Source organism: Clostridium chromiireducens (genome assembly GCF_003575225.1).
Classification (GTDB): domain Bacteria; phylum Bacillota; class Clostridia; order Clostridiales; family Clostridiaceae; genus Clostridium; species Clostridium chromiireducens.
Genome location: NZ_QXDJ01000002.1, coordinates 338,644 through 351,906, shown reverse-complemented (window position 1 = coordinate 351,906; position 13,263 = coordinate 338,644). Strand labels below are relative to the sequence as shown.

12 protein-coding genes are annotated in these 13,263 nt (G+C 31.0%); all 12 read right to left on the bottom strand.

The genetic code is table 11. The features are described 5' to 3' along the window. Positions 1-513 precede the first annotated feature (513 nt). Entirely contained in the window at positions 514-1,710 is a 1,197-nt protein-coding gene (locus tag D2A34_RS06860) for an IS110 family RNA-guided transposase (protein ID WP_119365626.1), read from the bottom strand. A 454-nt stretch (positions 1,711-2,164) separates the two neighbouring features. Further along, positions 2,165-2,926, bottom strand: coding sequence for a 5'/3'-nucleotidase SurE (gene surE, locus D2A34_RS06855; RefSeq protein WP_119366130.1), 762 nt, complete (start codon positions 2,924-2,926; stop codon positions 2,165-2,167). Positions 2,927-3,591: 665 nt separating this feature from the next. Next, on the bottom strand, positions 3,592-4,266 hold the full coding sequence (pyrE, locus tag D2A34_RS06850; protein ID WP_119366129.1) for an orotate phosphoribosyltransferase: 675 nt from the start codon (positions 4,264-4,266) through the stop codon (positions 3,592-3,594). Positions 4,267-4,319: 53 nt separating this feature from the next. Beyond that, complete coding sequence (locus D2A34_RS06845) at positions 4,320-5,216, bottom strand: dihydroorotate dehydrogenase (RefSeq protein WP_119366128.1); 897 nt, start codon at positions 5,214-5,216, stop codon at positions 4,320-4,322. A 21-nt stretch (positions 5,217-5,237) separates the two neighbouring features. Beyond that, the gene (locus tag D2A34_RS06840; protein WP_119366127.1) at positions 5,238-5,981 is read right to left on the bottom strand and encodes a dihydroorotate dehydrogenase electron transfer subunit; all 744 of its coding nucleotides are present in this window, start codon (positions 5,979-5,981) and stop codon (positions 5,238-5,240) included. A 35-nt stretch (positions 5,982-6,016) separates the two neighbouring features. Next, positions 6,017-6,889 carry an orotidine-5'-phosphate decarboxylase gene (gene pyrF, locus D2A34_RS06835; protein WP_119366126.1) on the bottom strand — a complete coding sequence of 291 codons (873 nt, stop codon included), beginning with the start codon at positions 6,887-6,889 and terminating at the stop codon, positions 6,017-6,019. 179 nt (positions 6,890-7,068) lie between these two features. After that, entirely contained in the window at positions 7,069-8,271 is a 1,203-nt protein-coding gene (locus tag D2A34_RS06830) for a dihydroorotase (RefSeq protein WP_119366125.1), read from the bottom strand. A 20-nt stretch (positions 8,272-8,291) separates the two neighbouring features. Then, the gene (locus tag D2A34_RS06825) at positions 8,292-8,723 is read right to left on the bottom strand and encodes an aspartate carbamoyltransferase regulatory subunit (protein WP_079442095.1); all 432 of its coding nucleotides are present in this window, start codon (positions 8,721-8,723) and stop codon (positions 8,292-8,294) included. A gap of 1 nt (position 8,724) precedes the next feature. Next, positions 8,725-9,651, bottom strand: coding sequence for an aspartate carbamoyltransferase (pyrB, locus tag D2A34_RS06820; RefSeq protein WP_119366124.1), 927 nt, complete (start codon positions 9,649-9,651; stop codon positions 8,725-8,727). A gap of 375 nt (positions 9,652-10,026) precedes the next feature. Beyond that, complete coding sequence (locus tag D2A34_RS06815) at positions 10,027-10,803, bottom strand: serine hydrolase (RefSeq protein WP_119366123.1); 777 nt, start codon at positions 10,801-10,803, stop codon at positions 10,027-10,029. Between the two features lie 91 nt (positions 10,804-10,894). Further along, positions 10,895-11,992, bottom strand: a complete 1,098-nt coding sequence (locus tag D2A34_RS06810; RefSeq protein WP_119366122.1) for a 6-phosphofructokinase — start codon at positions 11,990-11,992, stop codon at positions 10,895-10,897. Between the two features lie 404 nt (positions 11,993-12,396). Further along, the gene (locus tag D2A34_RS06805; RefSeq protein WP_119366121.1) at positions 12,397-13,254 is read right to left on the bottom strand and encodes an undecaprenyl-diphosphate phosphatase; all 858 of its coding nucleotides are present in this window, start codon (positions 13,252-13,254) and stop codon (positions 12,397-12,399) included. Positions 13,255-13,263: the final 9 nt, after the last annotated feature.

The following is a 13,263-nucleotide window of genomic DNA, read 5'->3' as shown; positions in this document are numbered from 1 at the left end:
AAATTATAGAAGCTTATTTCTGGTATCAACGGTTGAAGCAACGTGTTATACATAAAGTATAAAATATTCATATGAATATAGTTTTATATAAAAATATATTTATACAAAAATAGTTTTAAAGAAAGATATATTTAAAGGTACATATCTTTAAATATATCTTTCTTTAAATTTATATAGGTTCCTATAAAAATATTTTTATAGATAAATATGAAAATATATAAATATTTATAGGAAACATCAGGGATGAAGGCTATTTGTTTATAATGTTATATGGGTTTCCCAAACTAAAATTTCCTTATTATAGATATCCCAACTAAGAGTTTGATTTATACTTTGAAATACTTTCCATATCAGAAAGAGACGGTACTCTTTTTCGTAGTGTTGCATTGAGAAACCTGCTAATGAAAGTCAATACTTTTTATAGCAGGTTTTTTAATTATTTTTTATATTTTATTGCATACTAATTAGACCAGCTATTTTTCTGGTCCAAGCTTCCGATTATTAAATTAGATTCTATTTATATACTTCTTTTATTCTAGCATAATATATTCTTAAAAATTTATTTAATCCAGCAATTTTTGCTACTTTTGAAGCTTTTCCTTCCGCCTCTTTTTTTAGTATAAATAAATATACTGAATTACTCTCAGGTTTATTAATTTTTAAATATTTCATTATTTCAAATCCAGTTTTTCTTAATGTAGCAGAACCTCTCTTAGATATTCTCCTTCGCGTTCCGTTAAATTGCCCTGATTGATATGGTGGCGCATCAATGCCTGCATATGCTATTAAAGCTTTTCCGCTATGAAATCTTCTGATATCGCCTATTTCTGCTATTAGTCTTGGTGCAATAATGTCACCTACTCCACCCATTTCACGAACAACAGCATACTCCTTTAGAGACTTTGCTAATTCTTGCATTTGTGATAAAATCAATGCAAGAGTTTTATCTACTTCACGAAGAACTCTAACAGCTTCCAATACTAACATTTTGGTCGATGGGGCATTGGAAGATAGAGTAGGGATTCCTTGTTGAGCCAAGTCATATATCTTTATGGCTTTCGCTTCGCTTTGTTGGTATCCCTTCTTTTTTGCCCAATTTTTATAACTATTAATAAACTGTTCCTTACTTTTTACTGCAATGTTATCATAGTGCCAGTATTCTTCAACGAAATCATTTAATTTATCTTTTTCGGGTTTATCAGATCGATTTTGTAGCATTTTTTTAATTCCTGGCATTGTATGGTCAAGCATTGAAGTTAATGATAATTTACTTTCTACCCTGAGTTTTATGTAGTGACTGTATTGTCTTCCAAGAAGACGTAGTTCATTATAAACATCTTCACTTGATTCATAGTTAACTAAATGAAACCAGTTATCTATTCCATAGCTAGCAATCTTTATAGCATCTAACTTATCTGTTTTTCCTTTTCTAAGAACTATACTTGCATATTTTTTCATTACTAGTGGATTAATAATAGTTACAAAAATACCATGCTCTTTAAGAAAACTAAGTACTGGCAAATGATAAGTTCCTGTCGCTTCCATTACGACTCTTACTTCTTCATTAAAACATTTTATCAATGATGTTAATTCCAATAGATGATTTTCTGTATGAGTAACCTCATATGGAGATTTAACAATCTCGCCGCATGGTTTCAATATACATACTGTACTTTTTTCTTTTGATACATCAATTCCTACACTTATCATAAGTGACCTCCAGATATATTTTTTTCGTAATTGTACCCATCTACACTTATTAGAATTCATTTTGGTTAGTTACACGAAAGCCTCTAAGGTTTCAACCTGCTTAATCGAATTTTTATAATAAAGGATGGCTGACAGTTTCTCAAACGGATGTTATTAATCCAAAATAGCTGTCGTCAGACCAATTACTCCCTTAATTATAAATAAAATAAGTGCAAATACTAACCTTATTTCTTGGGTAGTATTTACACTATATACAGTACCAAAATAACTGTAGGTATTTCTTCAGTAAAAGTTGTTCCATTCCTGCTTGTCATTAGCTTGCCTAAGGAGCAAGCAGGAATGGTGCAACTTTTGCTGGTAGAAATCCACAGTTACTTTTTTCTAGCAACCGAGAAACAGAGTACCTTCTCTTTCGGTTAGTTATATGCATAAGTCTAAGTTATAGTTGAGTTATCTATATTTCAAAAATTCCTTTTACCTTTTCTAATATATCAAAGTTTGTGAAATCAAAATGAAGTGGCGTTAGAGTAACGTAGCCTTTTGATAAATAGTATAAGTCCGTTTCATCTTTTTCTATATCATTTCTTGTTCCTTTTGTTGTATATAAATCGCCTTCTTCATTACTTTCTAAAAGGATATATTCCGTCTTATAAGTGGATTTTCCAATCTTGCAAATTTTAATTCCCTTTATATCTCTTTCATCTAAATTCGGAATATTAAGATTTAGAACTACATCACTTTCCATGTATTTTTCCTTCGCTATATTTAAAACCTTTATAGCCCATTTTACAGCCTTTGAATAATTCTCATCATCTTTTTCATAATCAACATCCATTGAGACTGCAATTGATGAAACTCCGTATATAGCACCTTCTATAGCAGCTGAAACCGTGCCAGAATATAAAATATCAGTCCCAACATTAGGCCCTTTATTTATACCTGATATCACAACATCTATATTTTCCTTTAAAAATGACAATCCAACTTGAGTGCAATCAGCAGGAGTTCCTACTACACTATAGGCCTTGCAATCTAAACCTTCAATAAATTCTTCCTTTATTTTAATAGGACTGTGTATTGAAATAGAATGGCTGGAAGCACTCTTCTGTTCCCTTGGTGCAACAATTATTACCTTATGCTCTTTAGAAATCTCCTTAGCCAAAGCAATTATTCCTGGAGCATTTATTCCATCGTCATTAGTAATTAAAATATTCATAAGCCCTCCTTCTAACTGTATTTGATCACAACTTAAAGCGAAGCAATGAACAACCGAAATTAAATACATATATGTTCCGCAGGACTGTAAAAAATTTCGCTGGGAATATCTAAATGGAAAGTTGCACCACTTCTGCGTGTTCCTGTGACAAGCACAGGACAAGCGGAAGTGGAACAACTTCCCATTAAGATACTCCAGCAGCTTATTTTTCAATGCCTGACTCCACATATATGTATTCTATTTCTTTGTATTGATATAACTATAAGTATTTCACATATACCTTTTTTCAATTTCATATGTTTCGTATATTAAAAGTATATAAATTTTTTTAAAGACTGTAAACACCCTTCATTAAAGATACCCCTAGCGGGAAAAATATAAAAATACTTGCTTAAATATAATTTATTTTAAATTTACACTAAACAAAGAAATGGAATAGATGTTTTTGCGCAGCGTTCATTAGAAGATTTTGCTGGCTGTGATTCTAGATTATAAGTTGTTCCAAAGATGCTTGTTCAAGGCGTAGCCCTTGAAGCAAGCACTTTGGGTACAACTTATAATCTTAGAATCATCCAGTAAAATCTTCAAAGAACCGAAGCAAACACATCTATTCCATTTCGTTTTTTTGGCAGTAATCTTAAAGTACCATCACACTGCAAGTATTTTTATTTTGCGCCATATTGTTTGTAATATTCGTCTATTCTTGCTTTTACTTCATCTGTTATAAGTATAGTTCCGTTAATTTCTTTGTTGTATAAGTATTCTATAACTTCAGCCATTGTTACTATAGCACAAGTTTTAAATCCGAATTTTTCTCTTATTTCAACTAGTGCTGATTGTTCTCCTTGACCTCTTTCCATTCTATCTACTGATATTATAAGACCTTTAACATTAACATCTGCTTGGCTTTTTAATATTGGCATAGTTTCATAAATTGAAGTTCCTGCTGTTGTAACATCTTCAACTATTAATACTTTATCTCCATCATTTAATTTACTTCCTAAAAGAATTCCTGTATCTCCATGATCTTTTACTTCTTTTCTGTTTGAGCAATATCTCACATCAATATCAAATGAGCTAGACAGTGCAATAGATGTTGTGACACCTAGCGGAATCCCTTTGTATGCTGGTCCGAATAATACATCATAATCGTCTCCAAAGTTTTCTTTTATAGCTTCTGCATAAAATTCTCCAAGTCTTTTTAATTGGCTTCCTGTTTGATAGTTGCCTGTATTAACAAAGAATGGAGTCTTTCTTCCACTCTTAGTAACAAAATCTCCAAATGTTAATACTCCACATTCTATCATAAAATCTATAAACTCTTTTTTATATGCTTTCATTAATAATTCCTCCAATATATGTTGATATACTTAAACTCTGTATTATTATGTTTCTATATTATTCCTACAATCTCGTTAATATCCCTAATACCTTGTTCTTTTAAAAAACTTTCCATTTCTTCAATTATTTCTTTTCCAGCCATAGGATTCACAAAGTTAATTGTTCCTATTTGCACCGCACTTGCTCCCGCCATCATGAATTCTATAGCATCTCTTCCATTAGATATCCCTCCAAGGCCTATAACTGGAATATCAACTGCTTTAGCTACTTCATACACCATTCTAAGTGCAATTGGTTTTACTGCTGGTCCCGAAAGACCTGCCGTTACATTATTAAATACTGGCTTTCTTTTATATACATCTATAGCCATTCCCTTTAATGTATTTATTAATGAAATAGAATCTGCTCCTGCTTCTTGGCACTTTAAGGCCATATCTACTATATCTTCTGCATTAGGTGATAACTTAACCATTAGCGGCTTATTAGTCATGGCTTTAATTTCTTTAACAACATCATATGCAACTTTTGATTTAATTCCAAAAGCCATTCCCCCATGCTTTACATTTGGACAAGAAATGTTAAGTTCAATCATATCAACATCGCTGTTATTAATTTTACTTACAGCTGCTTCATAATCTTCTAAACAGCCACCACCAATATTAGCTATAACATTAGTTCCGTACTTCTTCATTTTAGGAAGTTCCTTTTCTATAAATGCATCTATTCCTGGATTTTGTAATCCAACTGAATTCATCATTCCTGATGGAGTCTCATATACTCTTATTCCTTCGTTCCCTTGCTTAGGGTTTATTGTAAGTCCCTTAGAAGATATTCCTCCAAGAATTCCAACATCATAAAAATCATTAAATTCTTCACCAAAACCAAAGGTTCCTGATGCAGCTATTACAGGATTTTTAAATTCTACATTATTAATAATTACTTTCATCATATTATTTTCCTCCTTTGGTTATTATAATTCAACATGGTATCCATCAAAAATCGGACCATCTTTACAAGTTCTCTTGTGACCATCTTTTGTCTTACACGTGCAGACTAAACACGCACCAACTCCACATGCCATATGTTTTTCCATAGACACATATACAGCAACATTCTTTTCTTTACACATATCTATAACTTTTTTCATCATGATTTCTGGTCCACAACATAAAACTGTATCATAATCTTCTGGTTTTAAAATATCTGTAACAAATCCTTTATTACCATGTTTTCCTGTATTTGTTGATATATAAACTTCATTTACATATTCTTTTAACTCATCAATTAAGTAAACATCATCTCTAAAACCTACATATATGTCTATTTTTTGATCTGGATTTCTCTTTCTTAGTTTTTTCGCGAGTTCCAGCATTGGTGCCGTTCCTATTCCGCCTGAAACTAATGCTACCTTGTTATACTCTTTTTCTAAATCAAACCCATTTCCAAGAGGCCCTGTTAAGCTTATTTGATCATCTTCTTTTAGCTTTGTAAATTCTTTAGTTCCGTTTCCTACAACAGCATATAAAAATGTTAGTTTGTTCTCAGATTTTTCACATATACTTATTGGTCTTGGCAGAAATGTTGCACCATTTAGTTTTAACATATAAAATTGACCTGCCTTTATTTCTGCATCATCTTCAACTACCAATTTATATATATCTTTTGAGATCTCTTTGTTTGAAACCACTTTTGCATTTCTGTAAGTTATAGCCATAACTACGCCTCCTTAAGTTATCTTTAATGTAATATTTATATACTCTTTACTGCTTCCCTTATTGCATCTCTCATCTTTATAGCTTCTTCTCTAGCGCATAAAGCAAACTCTTCTGCCCTATTATCTTTTTTATAAGCAAGAAGTATTCCTCTTGAAGAATTTACAACTCCACCATTTCCATTATTTAAGTATAGTGCAACATCTTCAGCTTTCCCACCTTGCGCACCATATCCTGGTATTAAGAAAAACATATTGCTATAGTTTGATCTTATTTTCTTTCCTTCTTCCACATGTGTACATCCAATAACACCGCCAATTGCAGTGTATCCGCAATTTCCAGTATAGTTTTTCCCCATTTCAGTTATCTTATCTGCTACAACTTCATAAACTTTTTTACTTTCAGTAGTATCTAAGTATTCAATATCTTCTGCACCTGGATTTGATGTTCTAACTAAGCTAAACACACCTTTGTTGCCTTTTTCTAAATAAGGCAAGTATGGTTCAATACTGTCCATTCCCATATATGGACTTAGCGTTATAAAATCTGCCTCAAAGTCCCCTTCAAAATGAGCCTTTGCGTACATAGTTGCTGTTGCTGCTATATCGCCTCTTTTAATATCAGCTATTATAATTTCATCTTTCTCTCTTAAATAATCTAAAGTCTTTTTATATGCAATTAATCCTTCTAATCCTAATGCTTCATAGTAAGCAATCTGCACCTTAAAGCATGCTGATACATCCCACGTCGCATCTATTATTTGTTTATTGAATTCAAAGATAGCTTCACTGTCAGTTCTACCTTCTTTTATATGATCTGGAACATAGCTTAATGCAGTATCTAATCCTACACAAACTACTCCTCTTTCTTCAACTCTATTGTATAACTTATCAATTATGTAACTTGTCATTTAAATCACCCTTCTTTAAATGAATGATTAATGATGAATAATTAAGGTTGAAGCTCACAGAGAAAGTTCGAAGAGCGAAATATAAAATTTCGATTCTCACTTTTTACTTCGTAATTTCTTAATTTAATTTTATTTATAGAAATTCCTTTGGAATCTCTCCCTTTATCATTCATTATTCATTATTCACTTTTAATAAATTTAATCTCTCCACCTTTTATTGTCATGAAAACTTCTCCATAGAATTCCATTCCAGTAAATGGTGTATTTTTTCCTTTTGATGCAAATTCTTCTGGATTTACAGTTAGGCTTTTATTAGTATCTACTAGAACCAGATCTCCTTCTACTCCAACGCTGATTTTTCCTTTATTCATTCCTAAAAGCTTTGCTGGATTATAAGACATTAGCTCACTTAATTTATTTAAAGATATATTATTCTGTTTAACTAATTTTGTATAGCAGATTGAAAATGCTGTTTCAATTCCAACCATTCCAGGGGAGCCTTTCATCTTTTCTTCAGCTGTATGTGGAGCATGATCAGTTCCTATTGTATCAACCATACCTAGTTTTATAGCATTTATTATTGCATCTACGTCCTCTTTTTCTCTTATTGGAGGATTTACTCTATAATCATTTATATCTCTTGTTAGTGCAATATGATGGGGTGTAACTTCTAATGTTATATTTGCACCACTCATTTTTCCATCAATTATACATTTTATTGCTTCTTTTGTACTCACATGACACATATGAAGCCTAGCCTTGCTTAATTTAGCCAGTTCTACATCTCTTATTGTCATCATATTCTCAGCTATTCTCATATCTACTTTTGAGAATTCAGGACTTTCAGCATGAGACATTATAACCCAGTTATTTTTCTTAGCGATTTCCATGGCTTCAAGCATTGCATTAGAGTTAGATACCCCTACTCCATCATCTGAAATTGCTTTAATTTCCTTATCATTTGAAAGTTCCTCTAGATGGCTTAATGTAACTCCATCAAAATTCTTTGTAACTGATAAACATTGATGAATATCTACTAAGTTAACTTCTTTAGATTTATTTCTTACATATTCTAAGGTTTCTCTTGATGAACATATAGGATTTGTATTTGCCATAAGGCAAACCCCTGTATACCCACCTTTTAGTGCCGCTCTAGAACCTGTTTCGATATCTTCTTTCCATGTTAGTCCTGGATCTCTAAAATGTGCATGAGTATCTATAAATGCAGGCATTAAAATCTTCCCCTGGCAATCAAGAGTTTCTACATCTTCTTTGAAGATTTTTTGTCCTATTTCCTCAATTAATCCGTCCTTAATATAAATGTCTCCGGTAAAATCTTGAGTTACATCTACTATTCTCGCATTTTTAATTAACAGTTCCATATAACACCTCTTAAATTTTTCTACATTTCTGAAAGTTTTGTTATTTCATCACAATATTCGCATCTATATCTTCCATTCTCTTTATCTACTAGAACAAAAGAATGAGGTACGTATTCTTCCTGACTCGTTATACAACTTGGATTTTTGCACTTTATTATATTTTCCACCTTATTCGGTAATGTTGGTGTAACTTTGTTGATGATATTTTCATCTTTTACTTCACAAATTGTTATTGTAGGTGAGAGTAGGCCTAAGACAGTATAATCAAGTTCAAAACAGTTTTCTATCTTAATTATGTCCTTCTTTCCAAGCTTCTTACTATCTGCATTAATTATTAGGGCAACACTACAATCATTAGTGCCTAATTCTAAATAATTAAATATCTTAACTCCCATTCCTGCTTGTATATGGTCAATAACTATTCCATTCTTAATACTCGTAATTTCAAGCATTTTACATCACCCCCAAAAGCTTAATCATTAATGCCATTCTCACATACATTCCATATTCAGCTTGCTTAAAGTATGAAGCTCTACTATCTTCGTCTACTTCACTTGCGATTTCATTTACTCTTGGCAGTGGATGCATTACTATCATATCATCTTTAGCAAATTTCATTTTTGCATTATCTAATATGTAGCTATCCCTTAATCTTAAATATTCTTCCTCATTAAAGAATCTCTCTTTTTGAACTCTTGTCATGTATAGAATATCTAACTTATCAATCACATCTTCTAATTTTTCTACTTCTATATATTCAATATTATTCTTCTCTAATATTTCTTCTCTTATATATTGTGGTATTGTTAATTCTTTTGGCGATATTAACACAAATTTGTTATTTTTGTATCTAGACATTGCTTTTATAAGCGAATGTACTGTCCTTCCAAATTTTAAATCTCCGCAAATTCCAACAACATGATTATTTAAACCATCTTTTAAACTTGTAATGGTAAGTAAATCTGCTAAAGTTTGAGTTGGGTGTTGATGTCCACCATCACCAGCATTTATTATTGGAACATTTGAATAGATACTAGCAACTTTTGCTGCACCTTCTTTTGGATGTCTCATAGTTATTATATCCGAATAAATAGACACCATTTTGATTGTATCAGCTAAAGTCTCACCTTTTGAAATTGATGTTGAATTTGGTTCTGAAAACCCAAGAATTTTACCACCAAGTCTCATCATTGCAGCTTCAAAGCTCAATCTCGTTCTTGTACTTGGCTCATAGAATAATGTAGCTAGAATTTTCCCGTCACAAATATGCGAAAATTCTTTTGGATGTGCTATTATTTGATGTGCTAAATTGAATATTTCATCTAATTCCTCTACTGTAAAGTCCATAGGCTCTATTAGATGTTTAATATTTTTTGTCATTTTTATCATCACTCCTTGTTAACCTCTCTGTGTTAATTTAAAGGGAGGAAATTATATAAAGGGATATTCAAAAAAACCTTCCTTTTATACAAAGGAAGGCATAATAATCCTAGACTATTGGCATTATATAACTTCCTTATTGATCTCTCTGAATCAAATTAAAGGTTATTCTTTGTGTAAGAATAACATTTCTTAGAGGCTCTGTCAATATAAATAATTTACTCTATAGATTTCCCCAATAATAACTAGACTTATGTGTAACTTACCGAAATAAGTAACAATTAAAATAACTCCTAGTGTTCCATGAGCTGTTAGATTAGTATTTAGGCATATTAAAAAAATAACAAGTCAATATAGACTTGTTATTCCATATACCTAAAAATTATTCATTATACTATCCCACATCATCTTACCGCATTTAGCAAGAGTTACTGTTCCATATACGCTATTTGGTATTCCCATTGAAAGAACAGTGAATGTGAATGATCCTTTTTGAGTATGAATTAGCGCTGTATCGTTTTCAACGCTAGATTTATCTCCTGTTTTACTTGAAATTTCAAACTTTAAGTCATCAGGTATATATAAAGCTAATTTATTTTTCATTTGCTGTCTTTGCAATATATCTATAAGCATTGTGCTATTTTTCTCGTTTAAGTAACTTGAATTATATAAGTGTTTCCATATTCTTGCCAGGTCTAAAGCACTAGTTATATTTTCAATACCACTACCTGTTGCTCTTTCGTCTGATGTCTTTCTATTTAATTTAGTGTTCTTTAATCCTTGAGCGATTATATCTTCATTTATGTTATCAATACCAACTATTTCAATAAGTTTATTAGCTGCTGTATTGTCACTTTGTATTAACATTGCAACTAATAATTCAAATATAGTATACTCTCTATTGTCAAATTCATGGAGTATTCCTGTTCCATAAACCTTATCTTCTTCTTCAATCTTAACTCTATCTAAAAACGAACCCTTCTCATCTTGAATATATTTTATTACAGATACGGCTATTGGTAATTTCATGCACCCTGCGCTTGTCATCTGTACATTTTCATTGTATCCATAACTAAATCCACTCTCTAAATCCTCAAAGAAAAATGAATATGTTCCTATTCTAGATTCTAAATATCTTTTAATTTCTTTCATAATACCCACCGCTTTCTAAAAATACTCTTAATGTCATTAGGTATCCTATGAGTACTAATTTATTACTAAATTAGCACTCTTCATAAGTTAATTAATCAGCAAATGATATTCCTATCTTCTTTGCTACACTTACCAATTCTCCGTCCGGGTCTACTTGTTTGTTATTTCCTATAACATTCTCAAGACTATCATAAGTAATTTCATTACCTTTTAAACATACCATGCTTCCAAACTTACCTTTATCTATAAGCTCTACTGCACCAACACCATATCTTGTAGATAATATTCTATCAAAAGTATTTGTCATTCCACCTCTTTGAATATGACCAAGAACTGTGCATCTAACTTCTCTATCTTTAACTAAATCTTCTAAATCATTAGCTAATTTATTTCCAATACCACCAAGTCTAATTGGATCTGGACTATCTTTAACTATTTTAGCAACCATAACTTCACCATTTTTAGGTTTTGCGCCTTCGGCAACTACTATAATGGTAAATAATTTTCCGTGTTTTTTTCTATCCTCGATTTTCTCAACAATTTTATTAATATCATATGGGATTTCAGGTAATAAAATAACATCCGCTGATCCAGCAATTCCCGATTCTAATGCTATAAACCCTGCATTTCTTCCCATAACTTCTAATATCATAATTCTATGGTGTGATTCTGCTGTTGTATGCAATCTATCTAGAGCTTCTGTCGCTATAGCAATTGAAGTATTAAACCCAAAAGTTATATCTGTTGATCCTAAGTCATTATCAATTGTCTTTGGAACACCTATAACATTTACTCCTTTACGCGCGAAATCTCTAGCTGATGTTAATGTACCATCTCCACCAATAACAATTAAAACGTCTACACCTTCTTTTTTGAGATTCTCAACCGCTACATCCGAAACATCCTTTTTGACAAATTTCCCTTCTTCTTCTACTGAATAGTCAAATAAATTATCTTTGTTTGAACTATAAAGTATTGTTCCTCCTCGCGATATAAGACCTGATACGGTTGATAAATCTAACGGAATAAAATCATTGTTATATAGACCTCTATATCCGAATTTATATCCAATAACTTCGTATCCATAGTTTAATATTGCTGTTTTTGTTACAGAACTTATTACCGCATTTAATCCTGGGCAGTCTCCTCCTCCGGTTAATAATGCTATTTTTTTAACATCTTTGGACATCTTAAAATCCCCCTATACCATAATCTTCTTTTGAAATTATTGATAAAAGTAAATTATCATTATTTTCTGACTATTTACTTAATAATATCATAAACTTTAATTTCTGAAAAGTATTAATTTACAATATATTCATTCTTTAAATAAGAATTCAAATTCTTGTTTTATTATCTATTATATTTTTTCTTTATTTACTCATATTCATACTATGAAATTTAATTTATAAATATTAATTTTTTGAAATATAATAACTATATTTCATAGTTTATATGATTAGCTTACCCAAAAAAGCATAATAGATAAGTAAGTAGCAAATATTTTAATTTGTGCTGTAAATATATATGTAAGATCAAATGAAAAAAAGAATTGAGCTATCATATAATGATCTCAATTCTTTTCATAAAAACTTACATTTTTAAAAATCCAAAAAACATTAGTATACCAAATACTATACCAGCGCCAATTCTATAAACTGCAAATACTCTCATTGGTCTTTTCTTTAAATATGCTACGAATTTATCCATTACAATTATTGATACTATAAAAGCCACAATAAATCCTACTATTAAAGAAATCCATAATGTTGCATTCATGATAGAATAATCAAATTCCAAGAGATCCTTTGCTGATGATCCTACCATTGCAGGAATCGCTAAGAAAAATGAAAACTCTGCAGCTATTGGTGTTGATAATCCTGCGATCCAACCACCCATGATAGTTGATGCACTTCTTGACATTCCTGGCCATACTGCAAGTACTTGAAATACACCTACTTTTAAAGCTTGAATTGGCGTTATATTATCTAAATTTTTTGTAGCATGCTTTTTATTTTTTCTAAACCTGTTTTCAATTATTATTAATAAAATACCACCTACAATGAATCCAACTACTACAGCCTCAGGTGCAAATAAACTTTTTATCTTTTTATAAAACAACAAACCAACTATTAACATTGGAATACATCCTATTATAACATTTATTCCAAAATTAAAACCGGTCCTTCCTTCTTTGCCTTTTGAAAATATATACGTAACAAATTCAATAACACTGTCTTTTATCTTTTTCCAATATAATACTACAACCGCAAGTATTGCTCCAAGTTGAATTACAACCTCAAACATATCTACAAATGGGCCTTTAAAATTCATAATGCTTGATGCTAATATCATGTGCCCTGTAGATGAAACTGGAATAAATTCTGTTAATCCTTCAACTATTGCTATAATAATAGCTTTAATTATAAATATAATATCTACTAATCCCACTTAAATATC